Here is a 21959-nt window from a genome sequence, read left to right on the forward strand (position 1 = left end):
TCATCCGAATCAGTTTCGCTGCGGGGCAACCGATTCTGGATCACGCTGAGCAGCCTCGTCTTTGCCGTGATGTTGACGGCATGTGACGGCCACGGCAGTGCCTTCGGAACGGGCGCAGTAACAGTAACGCCGTCGGGGAATGTCGATTGCGGCGGTAGGCCAACGCTGAAGGCAAGTGGCTCTACCGCTCAGGAATACGCGATGGCGCGATTTGCCAAGGATTTCGAACGCGCCTGCCCAGGGCAGTCCGTGACGTACACGCCCAACGGTTCCGGTGCCGGCATTAGCGAGTTCACGGGCAATCAAACCGATTTCGGCAGCTCCGATTCACCACTGAACAAGGACGAGTATGCCAGCGCTGAGCGGCGGTGTGGCTCGCCCGCGTGGAACTTGCCGGTCGTGTTCGGGCCCATCGCGATCGCCTACCGCGTCAACGGCCGGCCGTCGTTGGCCCTCGACGGTTCGACCGCGGCCAGGATCTTCAATGGCGGCATCGTGGCCTGGAACGATCCTGCGATCCAGGCGCTGAACCCTGGCGTCACCCTGCCGGATGAACCAATTCGTGTCGTGTTCCGCAGCGACGAGTCCGGCACCACCGACAACTTCCAGAGGTACCTCGATACCGCTTCACATGGCGCATGGGGCCGGGGTGCGGGGAGGCAGTTCTACGGCGGCGTCGGCGAGGGCGTCAAAGGCAATGACGGCGCTGCTGCGGCGGTCGGTCGCACCGAAGGATCTATCACCTACGTCGAATGGTCGTTCGCGCAAGCACAACACCTGGACATGGCCGAGATCATCACGTCGGCCGGTCCGGATCCGGTGGCGATCAGCGCAACCTCGGTGGGCAAAACGATTTCGGCTGCCTGGTTCATCGGGGAAGGCAACGACCTCGCATTCGACACCATCTCGTTCTACCGGCCGAACTTGCCCGGCTCCTACCCGATCGTATTGGCGACATACGAGATCGTGTGCTCGAAGTATCCCGATGCCCAGGTCGGTATCGCCGTAAGGGCGTTTTTGCAAAGTGTTATCGATGCCGGCCAGCGTGGTCTGCAGGACAGCGGATATGTCCCCGTTCCCGACGAGCTCAAGACTCGACTGTCGACGGCGGTCAGGGCCGTCTCGTGATCGGTGGTCCTTCCTACCGGCGGGGGGAACAGGGCCCGCACCCAGAACGGCGACCCCCAACCGACCAGCGATTTCCTGCCTTGACCAGGGCGACGTCGCATCCAATCACCCCGCTTAGTCAATGTGAGATGTCATGTATTTCATAGACCTGCCGCCCGAGATCACCTCGGCGCTAATCCATTCGGGACCTGGCCCGCAGTCACTGCTCGAGGCCTCCGACGCGTGGCAGCGGCTCGGCGCCGATGTGGAAGAGTCTGCCGGCGCGTATGCCCCGGTGCTGTCTACGTTGACCGGCTCCTGGCAGGGCCCATCCTCGCGGGCAATGATCGAGGCCATCGGCCCATACCTCGCCTGGCTGCGTGTCACCGCACAGCAGTGCCGGCAGCTGGGCTCCTCGGCCCAGGTTGCAGCGGCAGCATTCGACTCCGCGCTATCGGCGATCGTTCATCCCTCCGAGGTCAGCGCCAACCGGACCCAGTTGGCAAAACTGTTGGTCACCAACGGATTCGGTAGAAACCTCGCGGCAATCGCCGATACCGAGACCCAGTACCACACCATGTGGGTCAGTAATGCCGCGGCCATGTACCGGTATGCGGCCACGGCGCAAGCTCTGGTGCTACCCCAGTTCGTTTCGCCGCCAGCCATCGCGGCTCCCGGGGGAGTGGCTGCTCAAGCCAAGCTGGCGACAGCCGCCGCTGCGGCACCAGCAGGCGCTGCGCCCGCCGCTGCGGCGCCAGCCGCCGCCTCTCCGGTAGATGCGGTTTTGCGGGCGTTTGGTGTCAGCTTCGACCCCAACAGCGGCTGGTTCGGGTTGGCGAATACGTATGCCAACCAGTTCATTTCGTCCGGGTTTCCCATCAACCTGCTCAGCTACCTGGCGCAAAACACGTCAGCCCAGGCACTGCAGTCGGTGGCACCTGACATCGCCGAGGGCCTATCGGAGGGCGAATCGGCGCTGGGAATGTCGGCGGCTAATTTTTCCAGCGCGGCCGGAGCACTGGGGGCAGCGGAAGCACCCGCGGCAGCGTTGGGCGTCGGGGTGTCGATGGGCAACTTGACCGCGCCGCCCGCGGTAGTCGGGCTGTTGACCGCTTCTCACACGCCTGTGCAGCTGGCCTCGGCGGTGTCGCCACTGCCCGCCGGGGATTCCGGATTCCCGATGCTCCCGCCGCTGATGCCGCCCCCGATTTCGGCGGGCAGTGGGTGGCGGAAGAGGAAGCAACCGAAGTACGAGGACCTCGAATACGGTTTGGAGCTCAAGGGCACCGTGGTGCCGCGACCGCCGTCGGCGGGCTGATCGGACCGTATCACCGGCAATACTTCGAAACGGTTGGCATCGGCCGCGTCGCAAAACCCGGCACACTGGGCGATGTCGAAGCGCACCGAGGCCCCAGTCGAGCCGCAATGCACGCGCGTGGGCTGCAGGTCATGGAATTCGGGAAGGCATTGGAAGTCGCGGCAATCACTGTCACATTCGTCGGCAACGCCACCACTTTGATCGCCGCGGGTGGCTTGACGGTGCTGACCGATCCGAACTTCCGGCTGCCCTTCGGCCTGACCGTGACGATGGACGGACGCCAGGGCACGGGATTGGTGCAGTTGCTCGAGTTGCCGAAGGCGATCCCCATCCACATCGACGACTACGGTGTCTTCGCGTCGCCGCGGGCCGACTTCGTCCGCGAGATGACACACCGGGGTCTGGCCGACCGAATCATCGAGTTGGAGCGCGGCGCCTCGGTGACCGTGTGAATTCCCGAGGTCGCCGACCGTAACGCGGCGGCGGTCGGTAACTTGGCCGTCATGCCGTGGGCGCGATGGTTCTTGTCGTTCGTTCTCGTGGCATGCCTGGCCGGCTGCGGAGAACAGCGCGTGTCGGCGGCACGTTCTCGAGATCAGGCCGGAACACTACAGTTCGGCGGCCTGAAGCGAACCTATATCGTGCATACGCCGCCGGGCGCGCCGGTGGGGTTGGTGCTCAACCTGCACGGCGGTGGTGGCACCGGCGCCGGACAGCAGAGTCTTTCAGCCTTCGACTCCGTTGCCGACGCCAACAACCTGCTGGTGGTCTATCCCGACGGCTACGACAAGAGCTGGGCCGACGGACGGGGAGCCTCGCCGGCGGACCGCCGCCATCTCGACGACGTCGGCTTTCTGGTCGCGCTGGTGGGCAAGCTGCAAAGCGAGTTTTCGGTTCCCGCCGGCCACGTCTTTGCCACCGGAATGTCCAACGGAGGATTCATGTCCAACCGGTTGGCCTGCGACCGCGCCGATGTGTTCGCCGCGATCGCGCCGATCGCCGGCACGCTGGGCGTGGGTGTGGCCTGCAATCCGTCGCGGCCGGTCTCGGTGATGGAAGCGCACGGCACCGCCGATCCGGTGGTGCCGTTCAACGGCGGGAAAGTGCGCGGCCGCGGCGGTACCAGCCAAGCCATCTCGGCTGCCAGCATGGTCGACCGGTGGCGCGCGGTGGACGGATGTCAGGGCGATCCCACGATGGACGAACTGCCCAACGTCGGCGATGGAACGGTGGTACGCCGTTATGACTCGCGGTCATGTGTGGCCGGGACCGAAGTGGTCTTCTATCGAATCGACAACGGCGGGCACACCTGGCCCGGCGGCAAGCAATATCTGCCCAAGACGATCGTCGGCCCCACCACGCGCGCCTTCGATGGGTCACCAGCCATCGTGCAGTTCTTTGTGTCGCACGGCCGGGCCTAAGGGTTGCTGAGTGTCCTGTGTCAGGAATTCGTTGACGATATGAGGTGAGGCGTTCGCGCACGTCGCCGATGAACTGCGGCGTACGGTTGCCGCCACCCACCTGCTCTCGGCCGCCAGACGCCCACCTCGGTGGCCACGCCATCATTGGATGTTCCTGCGGCACAACCCAACACGATCGGGAACTGCAGGAGCAAGGCCTGCAAGGACTTCAGCAACAGTGCCACGCCAGCCGCCGCGGAATAGTACTCGGAAAAGTGCCGGAATCGTGCAATTATGAGCAGCACCACATCTTCCGATGGTCAACACGTTTCCGGGTTGGAGGCCACAATGTCGTATCTCATCGCCGCACCGGACGTGTTGACGACAGCAGCCGTAGATGTGGCGGGTATCGCCTCCTCGGTGCGGGCCGCGAACCTGGCCGCACTGGCGCCGACCAGCGCGCTGATGGCTGCTGCTGCTGACGAAGTATCGGCGGCGATTTCCTCGCTGTTTTCCGGCCACGCCAAGGAATACCAGGCGCTCGGCGCGCAGGCGGCGGCGTTTCATGAGCAATTTGTGCAGGCTTTGAGTGCCGCCAGCGGGGCATATGCGGCCGCGGAGGCGGCCAATGTCAACCCGCTGCAGACCCTCGCTAAAGACATCTTCGGTGCGATCAATGCGCCCACGAACTTCCTGTTGGGGCGTCCATTGATCGGCGACGGGGTTGACGCAATGCCCGGCACCGGGCAACCCGGTGGGGCCGGCGGGATTCTGTGGGGCAACGGCGGTGCGGGCGGGTCGGGTCCGGTGGGTCAGCGGGGAGGGACCGGCGGCAGTGCCGGGTTGATCGGTAACGGTGGAGTCGGCGGCACCGGCGGTATCGGAGGCGGAACCGGCGGCATGGGCGGCTGGCTGCTGGGCAACGGCGGGGCCGGCGGCACCGGCGGGGTCGGACTTGGACCTATCCCCGCCGGGACCGGTGGGTTGGGCGGGAGCGCGTTGTCCTTGTTCGGCGCCCCGGGAGCCACCGGCAGCGTCGGGGAGCATCCAGCAGTCCTGTCGGTGTCTCAAGCACAGGCCCTTGCTCTGCTTTCGATGGCACCAGACGCGAATTTCCTGTTGATCGGGACGGACGGCACGAATCTGGCCGCGATCCTGGCCGACCCCGCCGGCACCCCGAACTTCCACACGTTGATGGCGCAAAGCGTCACCTCCGCTTCGACGATCGTCGGGCACACCAGCGTCTCCAACCCCTCGTGGACGACCATCCAGACCGGTGTCTGGAGCGAGACGGCCGGCGTGACCAACAATGTCTTCACCCCGTGGACTTACGACACCTGGTCGACGGTGTACAACCAGCTCGAGGGCACTTGGGGCGATCAGGTCAACACCACGGTCATCGCGAACTGGCCCGTCATCACCGACATCGCCGGCGCCGGCTCGCACCCCGCCGACCATATCGAATTCGTCCCGCAGATCCCGGGAGACACGAACTGGATAGCGACGCAGAACCTGGTCGGCCAGAAATCGCAGGCCGCGATTCTGGCCGCCGATCCAAACAAGGGCAATCTCATCTTCTCCTACTTCATAGGTGTCGATGAAAACGCGCACATGTACGGCGGTGATTCGCCGCAGTACCAAGAGGCCATTCGAAACATGGACTACAACCTCGGTCGGCAACTTCCTACAAGTATGGGCGGTTCAGGCCTGTTGGGGGCGGTAGCCGACTGGGAGGTCGCAAACCCCACCGAGCAGTTCTCCACGCTCGTCGTTACCGATCATGGTGAAATCGGGCCTCAAAATTTCAGCATCACGCATGGCTTCCAATCACCCCGTGAGACAGCGACATTCCTCATCTTCGATCAGGCCTTCAATGATGTGAGAGACGGCTATATCAATAACTCGTGGCAAATCGTCAGCACGACGCCGACGATCATGGATCAATTCGGCATTCCGCCGCTGCCGTATATGCAGGGTGCGCCGCTGACATCCGCCAACTTCGACGGCACTTACGTTGATCCCGGCCCCAACTTGTTCAGTGTGCTCAGCGCCGATTTCGCCGGACAGGGGTATCCCGATATCGCGACCACCCTGAGCCTGGGGTCGCGCACGGTGGCGGCCACGATTCCCTACCTGGTGTACTCCCCGATACAAAACATCGTCGATGCGGTGCCCAGTTTGTTACAGCTACCCGTCTCATGGCTCGGCGCCGGCGTCTACCAGTCGCTTAACATCCCCGCACAGATCTGGGTCCGGCTCACCGGCGTGACCGGCAACCAGATCATCCCGCCGGTTCTCAACCCCTTCCTCACCTAGGCTGCGGGCAGGCGCCGCTGGGCCGGCCCGCGGTGGGTGTTGGTCGCGATGAGCTGCCTGGCCGGGCGGCACGCACCATCTACACAGGCGACCGTCGGGGCTACCGCGCGCTTCCGACGGGTCGCAGGCCATTGTGCAGTTCTCTTGGCACGGCCTGGATTAGGTCAGTGCTGGCAGGTAGGGCACCAAAACTGGACTCGCCCGGCGCCGGCACCGGCGTGGAGGCACTCGATGCAGGTTCCACAGCGCCGGCAAGGCTCCCCGGCGCGTCCGTAGACCCACAGCCGCCGACCGGCCCGGGTGTCGCCGGTGGTGCAGCGACTCCAGCGAAAACGGTTGGCCCACAGCATCGTTCGCGCACGAGTGGCTAGGCGCTGTGGATCGGCGATGGCGCTGACCGGCGCCGTCGGCAGATGTCCACTGACGAAACACAGCTCGTTGCAGTAGACATTGCCGATCCCGGCCAGTACACGCTGATCGAGCAGCGCCTCGGCGATGGGCCGGTCCGGATCGGCGGCCAGATTGGCGGCCGCAACCGCAGCATCCCAATCCTCGCCCAAAAGGTCGGGTCCCAGATGCGCGACGACGGCGCCGTCGTTGTCATGGTCCAGCAGCTCCAGCACGCCCAGGTCGACACCGACCGCCCGAATGTTGTCTGCCTCCAAGACGATTCGCGCCCGATGATCCACCCGCACCGAGTGCTCGGCAACTCGCCAGCTGCCGTCCATCTTCAAATGGGAGTGAATGCTGACTCCGCCGACTCTGATGAACAGATGCTTACCCCGACTGAGCACCTCGTCGACCATGTGCCCGCTGAGGTCGACTGCGGCAAACCGCGGCACCCGGATATCGCAGCGGGTCAGCGTCCGGCCGGCCAGCTGTTGCCGCAATACGACTGCCGTATGCCAGACGGTGTCACCCTCGGGCATGGCTCATCGCAATCGCAAACCGCGCGGGGTGCGGACGAACCCGGCCTCGGCCAGAGCGTCGGTCACCGAGCCCGGCCCGCCGGGTTGCAGCACCGGTATCCCGTCGACCCGCTCGACCAGGATCGAGGCGACCCGGCGGGCCGCCACCAGATCGGCCACCGCGATGGCCGCCGCGTGGCTGGCGCCCGGGTCGGCGGTGAAGGTCAGCAGCGTTCGGCCGCCACGCTCGAGGAACCACGCCAATTCGCCGTCCACCAGCACGACCAGCGCCCCGGCCTTGCGGCCCGGCCGGGCCGCGCCCTCACGGTCGGCGCCCGGCCAGGGCAGTGCCGCGCCGTAGGGGTTGGCCGGGTCGGCGGCGGCCAGTACGACGGCCCGGTACTCCGGCCGCTGCGGGTCGATCCCGTCGAGGTAGCTGCGCAGCCGGTCCACGGTGGACGCGACGGCGAACTGAGCGCCGCCCAGCGACTCGACGAAGTAGCCGCGTTGGCAGCGGCCGGCCTCCTCGAACGCGCTCAGCACCTTGTACAGGGTCGCGAACCCGCCGGGCACACCTTCGGCGGCCGCCGCGCCCTTGGTCAACACGCCGTGGCGGTTCAACAGCAGCTCGGCGTGATAGTGGGCCTGCAGCGTGGAGTCCGGTTCGGCAGTCGGCAGCGCCGACCATCGCCCCGCCACGGTGGGGTCCGGGGCACGGGCCTGGGCATGCGCGACGCTGTATCGGCTCAGCCGCGGCGGGCGGTGTCCGCGGTGTGCGGGGGCGGACCGCTTGCGGGCACCCGGGCCGCCGCCGAGGATCGCGCGCACCGGCGCGAAGGTGTCGCCGGTGACCCAGCCGGCCCAGATCAGTTCCCAGAGAGCGGTTTTGAGGTCCGTCTCGGTATGTCCGTTTCCGGTGAGCTGGCGGAAGAAGTACGCGCCACCGCCGGTCAGCATGTCCAGGATTACCCGATGGGCGTCGGTCAGCTCGATCTCGGCTGGCTGGTTGGCTGGCAATGCCAGCGTCAAGGGCGCGGAATCGGCGAGGTGCAGGCTGACCCAGCCGTCACTGCCCGAGATCAACCCGGCGCCCGACCAGATGACCTCGCCGCTGGCGAGCAGCTCGTCGAGCATCGCCGGTGAATAGTCGCGGACTCGCGGGGCCAGCACCAGTGGCTCCAGCGCCGAAGCCGGAATCCGCGCGCCGGCAAGCTGATCGATCACCGCCGCGAGCCGGTCGACGCCGCCTGTGTCGGTGGCGCCCACGTGGTGCCATTCCGGTAGGAAGCGCCCGTAGGCCGTGGTGCTGACCGGCTCGACCTGGGCCCGCAGCGCGGCCAGCGACCGGCGCCGCAGAATCCGCAGCACCTCGGCGTCGCACCATTGCTGCGATCCGACGCCGCCCGGCGCCGCGGCGACGACGAAGTCGCCGCGTACCAGCCGCCCGTCACCGGCCAGCCGGCCCAGCACGTCGGTAGTCACCCGCAGACCCAGGCCGAACCGGGCCGCGGCCTCGGCGGTGGTGAACGGCGTGTGGGTGCGCGCGTAGCGGCCCAGCAGCTCGCCCAGTGGATCAGCCACTTCCTCGGTGAACGTCGCCGGCAGCCCCACCGGAACCGCCGCGCCGACGCCGTCGCGCAGCCGGCCGATGTCTTCGACGGCCACCCACCAGTTGCGGCCGGCGAAGGACACCGTCAGTGCGCGCCGGGCCGCGCGCAACCCCTCCAGCCACCCCCCGACGTCGGGCGCGCCCGCGCGTGCGGCGACCTCGTCCTCGGTGAGCGGACCCAGCAACCGCAGCAGGTCCGCTACGCCTTCGGCGTCGCGGGCCGCCCGGTCGGCCGTCAGGTGCTGCAACTGGCGACCGGTCGCGACGATGACCTCCGGGTCCAGCAGCTCACGCAACTCGACGCGGCCCAGCAGCTCGGCCAGCAGCGTGCTGTCCAGCGACAGCGCCGCCGCGCGGCGCTCGGCCAGCGGGACATCGCCCTCGTAGATGAACGCACCGACGTAGCCGAACAACAGTGAGGCGGCGAACGGGGAGGGTGTGGCCGTGTCGGCCTCGGCTATCCGCACCCGGCGCTGGGCGATATCGGCCATCAAGCGGGTCAAGGTCGGGCCGTCGTAGACGTCTTGCAGGCACTCGCGGACGGTTTCCAGCACGATCGGGAAGTCGGGATATTTGCGGGCCACCTCGAGCAACTGGGCGGCGCGCTGGCGCTGGTGCCACAACGGCGAGCGGCGGCCGGGGTGGCGACGGGGCAGCAGCAAAGCCCGCGCCGCCGACTCCCGGAACCGGGAGGCGAACAGTGCCGACTCGCCCACCTCGGCGGTGATGACGTCGTCGATCTCCTCGGCGTCGAAAACGAAAAGTTCCGCGCCGGGTGGTGTGTCCCCGGTGTCGGGCAGCCGAACCACGATGCCGTCGTCGGAGGCGGTGGGCTTCTCGTCGATGTCGTAGCGCTCCCGCAGCCGCCGGCCCACCGCCAGCGCCAGCGGTCCGTGCACCCGCAGCCCGTACGGGGAGTGCAGGATCACCCGCCAATCGCCCAGCTCGTCGCGGAACCGCTCGACCAGCAGGGTGGTGTCGGTGGGCACCACCCGGGTGGCGGCCCGCTGGTCGTCCAGCAGGCCCCACAGGTTGTCGGTCGCGTAGTCGTCGAAACTCAAAGCGGCACAACGCTTGCCGAATTCGTCGCGATTCAGGCGGGCCAGCTCGCCGGTCAGCGCGCCCAGCGCGGCGCCGAGCTCGGCCGAGCGGCCGACGTCGTCGCCACGCCAGAACGGCAGCCGGGCCGGCTGGCCCGGCGCGGGAATCACCAGCACCCGATCGTGGGTGATCTCGGTGATCCGCCAGCTGGTGGCCCCCAGCGAGATCACGTCGCCGGGGCGCGACTCGTACACCATCTCTTCGTCGAGTTCGCCTACCCGCGAGGGCTTTTCGGTGGCCAGCCACACGGTGAACAGCCCGCGGTCGGGGATGGCGCCGCCGGAGGTGACGGCGAGCCGCTGCGCGCCCGGACGCGCGGTCAGCGTGCCGGTATCGCGGTCGTAGACCAACCGCGGCCGCAGCTCGGCGAACTCGGTGGACGGGTACTTACCGGACAGCAGATCCAGGGTGGCCTCGAACGCGCCGCGCGGCAGGGTCGCGAACGGGGCACTGCGGCGCACGGTGTCGAACCAGCGGTCGGCGTTCAGCGGCTCCAGCGCGGCCGCCGCCACGGTGTGCTGGGCCAGGATGTCCAGCGGATTGGCCGGCACCCGCATGGTCTCGATCTGGCCGGCCAGCATGCGCTGGACGCTCACCGCACAGCCGAGCAGGTCGGTGCGGTGCTTGGGAAACAGCACGCCCCGCGAGATCTCGCCGACCTGATGGCCGGCCCGCCCGATGCGTTGCAGGCCGTTGGCCACCGACGGCGGCGCCTCAACCTGGATCACCAGATCCACCGCACCCATGTCGATGCCCAGCTCCAGGCTCGACGTCGCCACCACCGCCCTGAGTAGCCCGCGTTTCAGGTCTTCCTCGACCAGGGCGCGCTGCTCCTTGCTGACCGATCCGTGATGGGCGCGCGCCAACAGCAGCGGGGCGCCGAAGCTCTGGCCGCTTGCCATGATGTGGGCCGGCGCGCCGCCGGCCACCTTCGGGTTGGTCTTCTGATCAGGCGCGGCGGGAAGCTCCTCGCCGCAGCGTTCGGCGTGAATTTCGTTGAGCCGCGCGGTGAGTCGTTCGGCCAGCCGCCGCGAGTTGGCGAACACGATGGTCGAGTTGTGCGCTTCGATCAGGTCGACCAGCCGGGCCTCGACATCGGGCCAGATCGAGTTGTTCGCCAGGTTGGCCATGTCGGGCACCGGCACCTGCACGGACAGCTCCAGTGTCTTGGCCGCGGGGGGAGCGACGATGGTGGTCGGCGACCGTCCGGATAAGAACCGGGCGAGTTCCTCGGGCGGACGCACCGTCGCCGACAGGCCGATGCGCTGTGCTCGGCGCCTTCCAGCCGGCCCCGGCGCCAAGTCGTCGAGGCGCTCCAGCGACAGCGCCAGATGAGCGCCCCTCTTGGTGGCCGCGATGGCGTGGATCTCGTCGACGATCACGGTCTCGACGTTGGCCAGCGTCTCGCGGGCGGCCGAGGTCAACATCAAGAACAGCGACTCCGGCGTGGTGATCAGCACGTCGGGCGGCCGCGCGATGAGCTGCCGTCGTGCCGCGGGCGGGGTGTCGCCGGAGCGGACTCCGACGCTGATGTCGGGCGCGGGTAGACCCCGGCGCTCCGCCAGCCGGGTCAGCCCCGCCAGTGGGGTGCGCAGGTTGCGCTCGACGTCGACCCCGAGCGCCTTGAGCGGCGAGACGTAGAGGACGCGGGTTCCGGCCTGCCGATCCGGCGCGGCGGCCAGGCTGTCGAGCGCCCACAGGAAGGCGGCCAATGTCTTGCCGGAGCCCGTCGGAGCAATGACCAAGGTGTTGTCGCCGGCGGCGATGGCGGCCCAGGCACTGGCCTGCGCGGCGGTGGGCGCGGCGAAAGTGCTGGCGAACCAGTCGCGGGTGATCGCGCTGAATCGCCCTAGCGGGTCAAAGCTCACCTGACCATCGTGCCAATGGGTACCGACAACTCACCGTTGCGGCAAGTCGCGTGCGGTCGCCATCGCATGGGCCAGTTGCTCGGGAATCTGTGGCACCCGGGCTATCGCGTCCAGCAGGTTGTGCGCACAGGCGTCGGCAAGGCGGTCGGCGTCGGTGGTGGGGTCCATGATCCGCTGCCGGCAGATTTCGAAGGTGAACGCGATCCAGCCGAAGATGATCACCCGCAGGTCTCGCTCGACCTCCGGCTCCAGCGCGCTGCTGCCCGGGATGCCGCTGACGACCTCGCCGATGCGGGTCATGACGTGTTCCATCTGGCGGTTCTTGGCTTCGTCGTCGATGCCCAGCAGAACCGGGTCCGACCGGCCCAGGCCGACATAGGCGGCCCAGGCTGCTTCCGGGTTCTGCTGGTGATAGGCCATATAGGCCAGCACGCCGGTGCGGATCTCTTCGAACATCGTCAGGCCAGGGGCGGGCGGCTTGTTGGTGGCCGCATACAGCCGGTCCGCCTCGTCCTTGACGACGGCGGCGAAGAACGCCCGCTTGTCGGGGAAGTAGTGATACATCAGGGCGCGCGATACCCCGGCGCGCTCCGCGATCTCGTCGATGCGGACCTCGTCGTAAGGTCGCTTTCCGAAAACTTCCGCCCCCAGGGCCAGCAGTTCGGCGCGTCGGTCCTCAGGGGATAACCGCCTCCTGGCTGTCGCCATGGGGACGATATTACTCATGTCGACCACCAGCTCCGCTAGACCTGATTCTCAGCCGAACTGCACGCCCTGGGCCAGCGGGAGCTCGCGGGAGTAGTTGATCGTGTTGGTGGCGCGGCGCATATAGGCCTTCCAGGCGTCCGAACCGGACTCGCGCCCGCCGCCGGTTTGCTTCTCGCCGCCGAATGCGCCGCCGATCTCCGCCCCCGAGGTACCGATGTTCACGTTGGCGATTCCACAGTCGGATTCGTCGAGGAAGCGCTGCGCCTCGCGCAGGTCATTGGTGAAGATTGCCGACGAAAGCCCTTGCGGCACCGCATTATTGAGCGCGATAGCGTCGTCGAGCTCGTCGTAGGCCAGCACGTAGAGAACCGGCGCGAACGTCTCGGTCGCCACGATGGCCGTCTGCGACGGCATCCGGACCACGGCGGGCGCAACGTAGTAGGCGCTCGGGTGCTCGGCCTGGTGCCGTTCCCCGCCCATGACCTCACCGCCATCGGCGCGCGCCTGCTCCAGCGCGCCCACCATGTCGCGGTAGGCGGTCTCGTGGATGAGCGGGCCGATCAGCGTGGCCGGCACCGACGGGTCGCCCACGGGCAGGTTGCGGAAGGCCTTGGCGACCCGGGTCACCACGTCGTCGGCTATCGAGCGGTGCACGATCAGCCGGCGCAGGCTGGTGCAGCGCTGGCCGGCGGTGCCGGCGGCGGCGAACACGATGCCGCGCACCGCTAGTTCCAGATCGGCCGACGGGGTCACGACGGCCGCATTGTTGCCGCCCAGCTCCAGCAGCGCCCGGCCGAAGCGGGCAGCGACGCGCGGACCGACCTGACGGCCCATCCGCACCGAACCGGTCGCCGACACCAGCGCCACCCTAGGGTCGTCGACGAGCAGCTCTCCCAGATCCGCCTCGCCCAGCAGCAGGCCGCTCACCGAGGGTGGGGCACCGACGTCGGCGGCGGCGCGGGTCAGCAATGCCTGACAGGCCAGCGCCGTCAGCGGTGTCAGCTCCGAGGGCTTCCACACCACGGTGTCCCCGCACACCAGCGCCACCGCGATGTTCCACGCCCACACCGCGACCGGGAAGTTGAACGCGGTGATCACCCCGACCACGCCCAGCGGATGCCAGGTCTCCATCAGCCGGTGTCCCGGGCGCTCCGAGGCGATGGTGCGCCCGTAGAGCTGGCGCGACAGGCCAACCGCGAACTGGCAGATGTCGATCATTTCCTGGACCTCGCCCAGCGCTTCGGCGGTGATCTTGCCGACTTCTACGGTCACCAGCGTGGCGAGGTCGTCCTGGTGTGTGGCGAGCAGCTCGCCGAGCCGGGACACCAGCGCGCCACGCACCGGTGCGGGTGTGTCGCGCCATGTCGAAAACGCTTGTGCCGCTTCGGCGATCGTGCGATCGGCTTGCTCGGGCGTGGTGTAGGCGAGGGTGAACAACGACTCGCCGGTGATCGGGGTGCTGACCGGCATCCCGTGCCTACCCGGCTCGCCCAGGCCGGCGGTTACCCCGATCGCGTCGAAAGCCCCCAGGACCCGGTCGCGTAGCTCGCTGGTGCTGGTCATGCGGCAGCCTCCTTGGCCTGTGCTTCATAGAGTGCGTAGGGGTCGTGGATATCGCGTCCGATTGCCCCGGCCATCCACTCCACGTCGTAGCTGCAATTGTCGACCGCGTCGGCGGCACAGGTATCGCTGCCGTCGCTGTCCAGATTGGAGCGGAAGATTCCGGCCGCCGAGGCGGGCAGGAAGTCCTCGTAGACGATGGGTGCCGACGGGTCGCCGCCACGGTAGTAGGCCAGACCCTGCGCGGCCAGCTCCGCATCCGTGGCCGGGAAGTGGTCCCCCCACACGGCGGCCGGGTCGGCATGTGCCATCGCGGTGTCGTAGCGTTCGCGCCCGCGTGGGGTGAGGGCGACACCGCGCGCCTCGACTTCACCGAAGCGCACCCGCAGGCTGCCCTCGGTGATACGGCCGTCGGCACAGCGAAACAGCCGCGGTTCGGCCAGCGCGCGAAAAGAGGTCTGCCGCAACAACACGGCGGGTCCCGCGGTGCGCGGCGGGCCCTGAATGGTGTCGATCATGGCGATCCCGCGCCCGCTCATCCGGCGGTACAGCTCGTCGATGTCCAGCACCCGCGGCGTCAGGTGATTGATGTGGGTGCTGCCGATCCCGGCGATGTCGGCGGCCACCGCCGACACCCGGGACAGCTCGTCGTACCAGGACTTGTCGATCGGTTCTCGCGACAGCGCGAATGCGGCCACCGCGCCCGCGACGAAAACCTGCGCTTCTGCGGCGTCGCAGCCGCCGTCGGCCGCGATCACCCGCGCCCGGGCCAGCAGCGCGGGATCGAACAACTGCCGCTGCGCCAGGAAGTTCTGCACGCGGTTGCGCAGCCCGGCATCGAAGAACCGGCTGTCGCCGGTGGCCAGCATCGACGTGAACACCCGAAACGGGTTGCGCGCCAGTTCATTTGCTTGAATCGGGCGAAACGCGGTGGACACCACGGGAATCGGCGACCGCGCCGAGCGCAGGTCGTAGCAGCCGACCGGTTCCATGCCGAACGCGGCGAACAGGTCGGCGACGGCGGCGAGCTCGGCAGGGGTGCCCACCCGGATGGCGCCATGCCGTTCGGCGGTAACCCGCCCCAGTGAGCCCAACCGTTCGGCGTCGCCATGGCGCGCCGCGTAGTCGGCGTTGACCTGCGTGCTCACCTTCACCAGCGTGGTGTAGGCGGGCACTTCGGCGGCATACCTGGCCGACAGCCCGGCGGCGAAGCGGGCCCGCAGTTGCCAGGTGGCCAGCCTCTTGACCGGACTCATCGGGTGCCGCCGCTGCGATAGTCTCCGGCCATGGCTGACAAGCTCGACGACATCGACCGGATCCTGGTGCGCGAGCTGGTCGCAGACGGGCGTGCCACCCTCGCGGAGCTGGCCGCCAGCGCGGGCCTCTCGGTCTCCGCGGTCCAGTCGCGGGTACGCCGGCTGGAGTCGCGCGGCGTGGTGACCGGGTATTCGGCGAAGGTCAACCCGGAGGCCGTAGGGCACCTGCTGTCAGCGTTCGTGGCCATCACTCCTCTGGACCCTTCCCAACCCGATGATGCGCCCGCCCGGCTGGAACACATCGACGAAATCGAAGCGTGTCACTCCGTGGCCGGCGAGGAGAGTTACGTCCTGCTGGTGCGCGTCGAGTCCGCCCGGGCCCTGGAGGACCTGCTGCAGCGAATCCGGACAGCCGCCAACGTGCGCACTCGAAGCACCATCATCCTGAATACTTTTTACAGCGATCGGCAGTTCATACCATAATCATTCCGATAGATATCATCTGACTCCGTAAAATCACGGCTAGCATGGTGATATGACTGCCGCCGTGAGATCGTCTGCGCACACCCGACGGCCCATCACGCCAGACCAGGTCCACGACGTGCTGGGCCGCAGCATTCTGGTCGACGGCCTCGATCTGGTGCTCGATCTGTCCCGGTCGGCCGGCTGCTATCTGGTCGACGCCCGAACCGGCCGGCGTTACCTGGACATGTTCACCTTCGTCGCCTCCTCGGCACTGGGCATGAACCATCCGGCGCTGGCCGGCGACGAGGAATTTCGTGCCGAGCTCACCGAGGCCGCGCTGAACAAACCCAGCAACTCCGATGTGTATTCGGTGGCGATGGCTCGCTTCGTCGAGACCTTCGTCAGGGTGTTGGGCGACCCGGAGCTGCCGCATCTGTTCTTCGTCGAGGGCGGCGCTTTGGCGGTGGAGAACGCCCTCAAGGTCGCATTCGACTGGAAGAGCCGCCACAACCAGGCGCGCGGCATCGATCCGGCGCTCGGCACCCGGGTGCTGCACTTGAGCGGGGCATTTCACGGCCGCAGCGGCTATACCCTGTCGCTGACCAACACCAAACCCGTTACGGTGGCCCGCTTTCCGAAATTCGACTGGCCGCGCATCGAGGCACCCTATATCCGACCCCGAGCCGACATGGATGCGCTGGAAACCGAGGCGCTGCGGCAGGCCCGCGCGGCATTCGAGGCGCACCCCCATGACATCGCCTGTTTCATCGCCGAGCCGATCCAGGGAGAAGGCGGCGACCGTCACTTCCGGCCCGAGTTCTTCGTGGCGATGCGCCAGTTGTGTGACGAACACGATGCGCTGCTGATTTTCGACGAGGTGCAGACCGGCTGTGGGCTCACGGGAACCCCTTGGGCCTACCAGCAATTGGGTGTGGCGCCCGATGTCGTCGCCTTCGGCAAGAAGACGCAGGTGTGCGGGATGATGGCGGGCCGCCGAGTCGACGAGATCACCGACAACGTGTTCGCGGTCAAGTCGCGGCTCAACTCGACGTGGGGCGGAAACCTGGTCGACATGGTGCGGGCCCGCCGCATCCTGGAGGTGATCGAAGGCGAAGGGCTATTCGAACATGCGGCCCGCCAGGGCCGCCACCTGCGCGCCCGGCTCGACGAGCTTGCCCAGGAGTTCCCGGGCCTGGTTCTGCATCCGCGCGGCCGGGGGCTGATGTGTGCCTTCAGCCTGCCGACCACCGCGGACCGTGACGACGTGATCCGCCGGTTGTGGCAACGCGGGGTGATCGTGCTGCCGGCGGGTGACGACGGGGTGCGCTTCCGTCCGGCGTTGACCGTCACGCGCGCCGAGATCGACGCCGCGATCGCCGGTGTACGTGCCGCATTGACGGCTGTGACCTAGTCGGACCGGGTGCACCGTTTACCTGGGCTGACCGCGGGGTATGGAAACGTTGTACTCCGCGAACGCGGGATTGGGGTTCAGGAATGCAGAAGACACGCGAGCGGTCACCCGGTGACCGATTAGGACAGGACGACGCCGAGGTTCGCGCCGCCATCCGGTTCGCAGTCCTGGCCGCGGCCGCCGGTGTGGGTTTTGTCATCATGGCGGCCTTGTGGGTCAGCACGTGCGGTGGCGCGGGATTGGACACGGTGGCCTGTGGCCCGCCGGAGCGGACCCTGCTGGCCTTCGGCGGCCCGCTGATTCTGTTGGCCGGTGGGATCTGGGCCTTCATCCGCACCTATCAGGTGTGGCGAGCACGCGGTACCTGGTGGGGATGGCACGGTGCCGGATGGTTCTTGTTGACGCTGATGGTGGTGGCCGTGTCCATGGGCGTGCCTCCCATCGCCGGCCCGGCACTGGCGGTTAGTTGGCTCTGATCCCGCCATCCCGCAAGTCCGGTCGCTGACGAGTGAGAACGAGGAGGAGCCATGGGGGATACCTACCGCGACCCCGTCGACCACCTGCATACGACGCGTCCGCTGGCCGGTGAGTCACTGATCGACGTGCTGCACTGGCCCGGGTATCTGCTGGTGGTGGCCGGGGTTATCGGCGGTGTCGGATCTCTTGCCGCCTTCGGTACCGGGCATGACTCCCAGGGCATGGTCGCCGGTGTCGCAGCGCTCGTGGTCACGGTGGCCGGGCTGGTGTGGCTGGCCGTCGAGCACCGGCGGGTGCGCCGAATCGCCGAACGGTGGTATGCCGAACATCCCGAGGTACCGCGCCAACGGCTGGCCAGCTAGCAGCTCCGGCTGGCGCCTCACCGCAAAACCCGGCGGCGGTTTTGTTTTACCGGTGGCGCCGACGGGGTATCAGGTGTGAACCATGACGAGTACTGGCTTTGCCGCGTCGGCACTGTCACCCCATCATCGGGGACAGGATCACGAAGGCACCGACATAGATTGCTGCAGCGACCGCGATCAAAACCACCAAGGTGATCCCGGCAATCACCGCGATGCGCCGGAGCCGGCGCGTCCGGATTGTGTCGGTCGCGTCCGCCTCGTCCATGGCTGGTTGAATACCCGGTGGCGACCATGACCAACCGGTTAGAACGCGCGGCCCAAAACGGGCCTCCGGAAGGCGATCGGAAAGGGACCGAAATCGACAGCCAAATCGGGACCCAAATCAGTAGTAGTAGTGTCGGTCAAAAATTGCCGGGAGGCCACATGAGCGATGCCGACGCGCGTCCCAACAGGCACCAACGCGGCGAGCGCGCCGTCGAGCTGAAAGTTGCTGCGCGCTTGGAGAATCTGGCGATCCTGCGCACCCTGGTCGGCGCCATCGGCACCTTCGAGGACTTGGATTTCGACGCGGTCGCCGACCTGAGACTGGCGGTCGACGAAGTGTGTACCCGGCTGATCCGTTCCGCCACACCGAACGCGACCTTGACGCTGGTGGTCGACCCGCACGACGACGAACTCGTGGTGGAGGCGTCCGCGATGTGCGACACCCACGACGTCGTGGCACCGGGCAGCTTCAGCTGGCATGTCCTGACGTCGCTGGCCGACGACGTCCAGACTTTCCACGACGGTCGCATGCCCGACGCCGCCGGCAGTGTGTTCGGCATTGTGTTGACGGCCCGACGGGCGGCCTCTGGCAGGTGACGCCGCGTGCTGCCGGCGGTTCTGCTTCACGGCCGAACGAATACGCCGATGTCCCGGAGATGTTTCGTGAGTTGGCCGGTTTTGACCCCGACTCACCGGATTTCCAGCGCCACCGCGACAAGATCGTGGAGCGCTGCCTACCGCTGGCCGATCACATCGCCCGGCGGTTCGAGGGACGCGGCGAACCCCGCGACGACCTGATTCAGGTCGCCCGGGTCGGATTGGTCAACGCGGTAGTCCGCTTCGACGTCGAGACCGGGTCGGATTTCGTCTCGTTCGCCGTGCCCACCATCATGGGGGAAGTCCGGCGGCACTTCCGGGACAACAGTTGGTCAGTCAAGGTTCCTCGCCGGCTGAAGGAACTGCACCTGCGGTTGGGCACCGCCACCGCCGAGTTGTCGCAGCGGCTCGGCAGGGCGCCCACCGCTACCGAACTCGCCGCCGAACTCGGTATGGACCGCGGCGAGGTCGTCGAAGGGCTGGTGGCGGGCAGCTCTTACAACACGCTGTCGATCGACAGCGGTGGTGGTAACGAAGACGACGACGCGCGTGCCATCGCGGACACCCTCGGCGACATGGATGCCGGCCTGGACCGGATAGAAGATCGCGAGTCGCTTCGCCCGCTGCTCGAGGCGCTGCCCGAGCGCGAGCGAACGGTGTTGATCCTGAGGTTTTTCGAGTCGATGACGCAGACCCAGATCGCCGAGCGGGTCGGCATCTCCCAGATGCACGTGTCCCGGCTGCTGGCCAAGTCGCTAGCGCGGCTCCGCGACCAGCTCGAGTAGGCGCAGGTCGCCGTCGGGGGCGCCGTTCACCGGGTTCACCGGCTCCATGACCGGCAGCGCGCCGTCGGGATCGCAAATCTCGAGTAACCGCGACACAGCCCGGCTCGGCACCAGCGCCCACCGGATGTCTGCCGCCGAGCAGACCACGTTGATTCGGTGAAGAGCGGAAAACCCGGCAGTACCAATGAATTCCAGGTGGCGTAGGTCCAGGGTCAGCCACCGGCAAGACCGCACGCACTGCTGCACGTATCCGGTGAGCTGATCGGCATTGGCGGCGTCGAGCTCACCTTCCACGGTGATCACGCCGGCCGACGGCCCATAGCTGGCAGTGAAGTCAGCGGTTCCGCATTTCTGCCAGGATTGGATCACAGACAATCGTGGACTCCATCCATCGAGCGTTTGTTGCTGTCGACCACGCCGCGTCTGCGCGGGACCGCTATACAGGGAGTTTGCCTTCCTGGCGACCCTGACGCACTGACAGGACGTAGCTCCGGGCGGCTGTGAACTCAACCTGTTTCGAGGCTACCCGGCGGGTGCCGGGGCGACAACGTTCTCCGATCTGACTCAGAGAATCGCTGGTCAGACGGGGTTTGGCTCGGTGATCGGCTACTTGATCTCGGCGAGCACCGTGCCCTGCGTGATGGCTGCCCCGGCCTCGACCGCCAGGCCGGTGATGACGCCGTCCTTGTGGGCGGTGACCGGGTTTTCCATCTTCATCGCCTCAAGGACCACCACAAGATCGCCGGTGACGACTTCTTGTCCTTCTTCGACAGCGACCTTCACCACGGTGCCCTGCATGGGTGCGGTCACCGCGTCGCCGGAGGCTGCCGCGCCGCTGTGGGCGCCGCGCTTGCGCGGCTTGGGCTTGCGCCGGATGACGCCGACCGGGTCGCAGCCGCCGCCGCCGGACAGCGCCAGGTCGGCGGGCAGTGACACCTCGACCCGTCGACCGTCGACCTCGACGACCACCTTCTGCCGCGGCCGGGCGTCTTCCTCGTCGCTGGGCTCGCCGGCGGTGAAGGGTTCGACGGTGTTGTTCCACTCGGTCTCGATCCAACGGGTGTGCACCGAGAAGCCGTCCTGGTCGCCGATGAACGCCGGGTCGGCCACCACCGCCCGGTGGAAGGGGATGACGGTGGCCAGACCCTCCACCTCGAATTCGTCCAGCGCGCGACGCGCGCGGGCCAGCGCCTCGGCGCGGTCGGCGCCGTGGACGATCAGCTTGGCCAGCATCGAGTCGAACTGGCCGCCGATCACCGAGCCGGTCTCCACGCCGGAATCCAGCCGGACGCCCGGGCCGCTGGGCGGGTGGAATTTGGTCACCGGTCCGGGCGCGGGCAAGAATCCGCGCCCGGCGTCCTCGCCGTTGATCCGGAACTCGATGGCGTGCCCGCGGGGGGTGGGGTCCTCGGTGATGTCCAGCTTTTCGCCGTTGGCGATCTTGAACTGCTGCAGCACCAAGTCGATACCGGCGGTTTCCTCGGTGACCGGGTGCTCGACCTGCAGGCGGGTGTTGACCTCGAGGAAGGAGATGAGGCCGTCCTGTCCGACCAGGTATTCGACGGTCCCGGCGCCGTAGTAGTGGGCCTCTTTGCAGATCCGCTTGGCCGATTCGTGGATTTCCTTGCGCTGCGCGTCCGTCAGGAATGGTGCCGGGGCCTCCTCGACCAGCTTCTGGTAGCGGCGCTGCAGTGAGCAGTCGCGGGTCCCGGCGACCACGACGTTGCCGTGCTGGTCGGCGATTACCTGCGCCTCGACGTGGCGCGGCTTGTCCAGGTAACGCTCGACGAAGCACTCGCCGCGGCCGAACGCGGCGGTGGCTTCCCGCACCGCCGACTCGTAGAGTTCGGGGATTTCGTCGATGGTGCGGGCCACCTTCATGCCCTTGCCGCCGCCGCCGTGGGCGGCCTTGATCGCGATCGGCAAGCCGTATTCGTTGGCGAAGGCGATCACCTCGTCGGCGTCTTTGACCGGGTCGGGGGTGCCGGGCACCAGCGGAGCCTGCGCGCGGGCGGCGATGTGACGAGCGGTGACCTTGTCGCCGAGGTCGCGGATCGACTGGGGGCTGGGCCCGATCCAGATCAGCCCGGCGTCAATCACCGCCTGGGCGAAGTTGGCGTTTTCCGACAGGAAGCCGTAGCCGGGGTGGATGGCGTTGGCACCGGACTTGGCCGCCGCGTCGAGCAGCTTTTCGAAGTCCAGGTAGGACTCGGCCGAGGTTTGACCACCGAGGGCGAACGCCTCGTCGGCCAGCCGTACGTGCGGAGCCTCGGCGTCGGGTTCGGCGTAGACGGCCACGCTGGCCAGACCGGCATCCCGGGCCGCCCGGATCACCCGGACTGCGATCTCACCGCGGTTGGCGACGAGAACCTTGGTGATCCTGGAGCTGGCGTGACTGGCCACTGCGCCTCCTGTAGGGCTGAACGTCCTTAAGAGAATTTCTTACA

The 21959-nt window shown here is 67.5% G+C and carries 18 protein-coding genes and 1 pseudogene; 11 read left to right on the forward strand and 8 right to left on the reverse strand.

Annotated elements, in window-relative coordinates; translation table 11 throughout:
* The first annotated feature begins 18 nt into the window (after positions 1-18).
* The 5 genes and pseudogenes from pstS (at position 19) to MKAN_RS28880 (ending at position 6141) form a co-directional block, all read left to right on the forward strand.
* Positions 19-1128 (forward strand): phosphate ABC transporter substrate-binding protein PstS, encoded by a 1110-nt coding sequence (gene pstS / locus MKAN_RS19995; RefSeq protein WP_036391675.1) that lies wholly within the window; start codon positions 19-21, stop codon positions 1126-1128.
* A 133-nt stretch (positions 1129-1261) separates the two neighbouring features.
* Positions 1262-2425 (forward strand): PPE family protein, encoded by a 1164-nt coding sequence (locus MKAN_RS20000; protein ID WP_023371428.1) that lies wholly within the window; start codon positions 1262-1264, stop codon positions 2423-2425.
* A 242-nt stretch (positions 2426-2667) separates the two neighbouring features.
* A pseudogene (locus MKAN_RS30690) lies at positions 2668-2877 on the forward strand (MBL fold metallo-hydrolase); the annotation flags it as partial.
* Positions 2878-2928: 51 nt separating this feature from the next.
* Positions 2929-3846 (forward strand): extracellular catalytic domain type 1 short-chain-length polyhydroxyalkanoate depolymerase, encoded by a 918-nt coding sequence (locus MKAN_RS20010; protein ID WP_023371432.1) that lies wholly within the window; start codon positions 2929-2931, stop codon positions 3844-3846.
* 327 nt (positions 3847-4173) lie between these two features.
* A complete protein-coding gene (locus MKAN_RS28880) occupies positions 4174-6141 on the forward strand; it encodes a PE domain-containing protein (protein ID WP_051404543.1) in 1968 nt (655 codons plus the stop codon).
* Between the two features lie 164 nt (positions 6142-6305).
* Here MKAN_RS28880 and nei2 read toward each other — a convergent pair whose 3' ends face one another.
* From nei2 to hglS, 5 genes are read right to left on the reverse strand one after another with little or no spacing between them, the layout of a single operon-like run.
* Positions 6306-7070, reverse strand: a complete 765-nt coding sequence (gene nei2 / locus MKAN_RS20025) for an endonuclease VIII Nei2 (RefSeq protein ID WP_023371434.1) — start codon at positions 7068-7070, stop codon at positions 6306-6308.
* 3 nt (positions 7071-7073) lie between these two features.
* Entirely contained in the window at positions 7074-11627 is a 4554-nt protein-coding gene (locus MKAN_RS20030) for an ATP-dependent helicase (protein WP_023371436.1), read from the reverse strand.
* A gap of 30 nt (positions 11628-11657) precedes the next feature.
* Positions 11658-12335, reverse strand: coding sequence for a TetR/AcrR family transcriptional regulator (locus MKAN_RS20035; RefSeq protein WP_023371438.1), 678 nt, complete (start codon positions 12333-12335; stop codon positions 11658-11660).
* 48 nt (positions 12336-12383) lie between these two features.
* A complete protein-coding gene (gene amaB, locus MKAN_RS20040) occupies positions 12384-13898 on the reverse strand; it encodes an L-piperidine-6-carboxylate dehydrogenase (protein WP_023371440.1) in 1515 nt (504 codons plus the stop codon).
* On the reverse strand, positions 13895-15151 hold the full coding sequence (gene hglS / locus MKAN_RS20045; protein ID WP_023371442.1) for a 2-oxoadipate dioxygenase/decarboxylase: 1257 nt from the start codon (positions 15149-15151) through the stop codon (positions 13895-13897). The genes amaB and hglS overlap by 4 nt, the downstream gene beginning before the upstream one ends.
* Before the next feature lie 30 nt (positions 15152-15181).
* Between hglS and MKAN_RS20050 the strand changes: the two genes are divergently transcribed.
* The 4 genes from MKAN_RS20050 to usfY all read left to right on the forward strand — a co-directional run bounded on the left by MKAN_RS20050 (position 15182) and on the right by usfY (position 17866).
* Positions 15182-15634 (forward strand): Lrp/AsnC family transcriptional regulator, encoded by a 453-nt coding sequence (locus MKAN_RS20050; RefSeq protein WP_023371444.1) that lies wholly within the window; start codon positions 15182-15184, stop codon positions 15632-15634.
* Positions 15635-15686: 52 nt separating this feature from the next.
* Complete coding sequence (gene lat, locus MKAN_RS20055; protein WP_023371446.1) at positions 15687-17027, forward strand: L-lysine 6-transaminase; 1341 nt, start codon at positions 15687-15689, stop codon at positions 17025-17027.
* Positions 17028-17110: 83 nt separating this feature from the next.
* On the forward strand, positions 17111-17503 hold the full coding sequence (locus MKAN_RS20060; protein WP_023371449.1) for a hypothetical protein: 393 nt from the start codon (positions 17111-17113) through the stop codon (positions 17501-17503).
* A 51-nt stretch (positions 17504-17554) separates the two neighbouring features.
* Positions 17555-17866 (forward strand): protein UsfY, encoded by a 312-nt coding sequence (gene usfY / locus MKAN_RS20065; protein WP_023371451.1) that lies wholly within the window; start codon positions 17555-17557, stop codon positions 17864-17866.
* Between the two features lie 115 nt (positions 17867-17981).
* Here usfY and MKAN_RS31210 read toward each other — a convergent pair whose 3' ends face one another.
* Positions 17982-18131, reverse strand: coding sequence for a hypothetical protein (locus tag MKAN_RS31210; RefSeq protein WP_023371453.1), 150 nt, complete (start codon positions 18129-18131; stop codon positions 17982-17984).
* A gap of 158 nt (positions 18132-18289) precedes the next feature.
* On the opposite strand from MKAN_RS31210, the gene MKAN_RS20070 reads away from it, so the two are divergent.
* Positions 18290-18727, forward strand: coding sequence for an ATP-binding protein (locus MKAN_RS20070; RefSeq protein WP_023371455.1), 438 nt, complete (start codon positions 18290-18292; stop codon positions 18725-18727).
* Positions 18724-19512 (forward strand): RNA polymerase sigma factor SigF, encoded by a 789-nt coding sequence (locus tag MKAN_RS20075; protein ID WP_023371457.1) that lies wholly within the window; start codon positions 18724-18726, stop codon positions 19510-19512. The genes MKAN_RS20070 and MKAN_RS20075 overlap by 4 nt, the downstream gene beginning before the upstream one ends.
* Here the strand turns inward: MKAN_RS20075 and MKAN_RS20080 are convergent.
* Complete coding sequence (locus tag MKAN_RS20080; RefSeq protein WP_023371459.1) at positions 19483-19881, reverse strand: STAS domain-containing protein; 399 nt, start codon at positions 19879-19881, stop codon at positions 19483-19485. The two genes, MKAN_RS20075 and MKAN_RS20080, sit on opposite strands and share 30 nt — an antisense overlap.
* 237 nt (positions 19882-20118) lie before the next feature.
* A complete protein-coding gene (locus MKAN_RS20085; protein ID WP_023371461.1) occupies positions 20119-21915 on the reverse strand; it encodes an acetyl/propionyl/methylcrotonyl-CoA carboxylase subunit alpha in 1797 nt (598 codons plus the stop codon).
* Positions 21916-21959: the final 44 nt, after the last annotated feature.

The sequence above is a fragment of the Mycobacterium kansasii ATCC 12478 genome (assembly GCF_000157895.3).
Classification (GTDB): Bacteria; Actinomycetota; Actinomycetes; order Mycobacteriales; family Mycobacteriaceae; genus Mycobacterium; species Mycobacterium kansasii.

Bases quoted from the DNA above. Each gene is read 5' to 3' on its own strand.
- nei2 (WP_023371434.1), bottom strand. From the start codon at position 7,070: ATGCCCGAGGGTGACACCGTCTGGCATACGGCAGTCGTATTGCGGCAA.
- usfY (WP_023371451.1), top strand. From the start codon at position 17,555: ATGGGGGATACCTACCGCGACCCCGTCGACCACCTGCATACGACGCGT.
- lat (WP_023371446.1), top strand. From the start codon at position 15,687: ATGACTGCCGCCGTGAGATCGTCTGCGCACACCCGACGGCCCATCACG.
- MKAN_RS20060 (WP_023371449.1), top strand. From the start codon at position 17,111: ATGCAGAAGACACGCGAGCGGTCACCCGGTGACCGATTAGGACAGGAC.
- MKAN_RS20035 (WP_023371438.1), bottom strand. From the start codon at position 12,335: ATGGCGACAGCCAGGAGGCGGTTATCCCCTGAGGACCGACGCGCCGAA.
- MKAN_RS20050 (WP_023371444.1), top strand. From the start codon at position 15,182: ATGGCTGACAAGCTCGACGACATCGACCGGATCCTGGTGCGCGAGCTG.
- MKAN_RS28880 (WP_051404543.1), top strand. From the start codon at position 4,174: ATGTCGTATCTCATCGCCGCACCGGACGTGTTGACGACAGCAGCCGTA.
- MKAN_RS31210 (WP_023371453.1), bottom strand. From the start codon at position 18,131: ATGGACGAGGCGGACGCGACCGACACAATCCGGACGCGCCGGCTCCGG.
- MKAN_RS20010 (WP_023371432.1), top strand. From the start codon at position 2,929: ATGCCGTGGGCGCGATGGTTCTTGTCGTTCGTTCTCGTGGCATGCCTG.
- MKAN_RS20070 (WP_023371455.1), top strand. From the start codon at position 18,290: ATGAGCGATGCCGACGCGCGTCCCAACAGGCACCAACGCGGCGAGCGC.
- MKAN_RS20000 (WP_023371428.1), top strand. From the start codon at position 1,262: ATGTATTTCATAGACCTGCCGCCCGAGATCACCTCGGCGCTAATCCAT.
- amaB (WP_023371440.1), bottom strand. From the start codon at position 13,898: ATGACCAGCACCAGCGAGCTACGCGACCGGGTCCTGGGGGCTTTCGAC.
- hglS (WP_023371442.1), bottom strand. From the start codon at position 15,151: ATGAGTCCGGTCAAGAGGCTGGCCACCTGGCAACTGCGGGCCCGCTTC.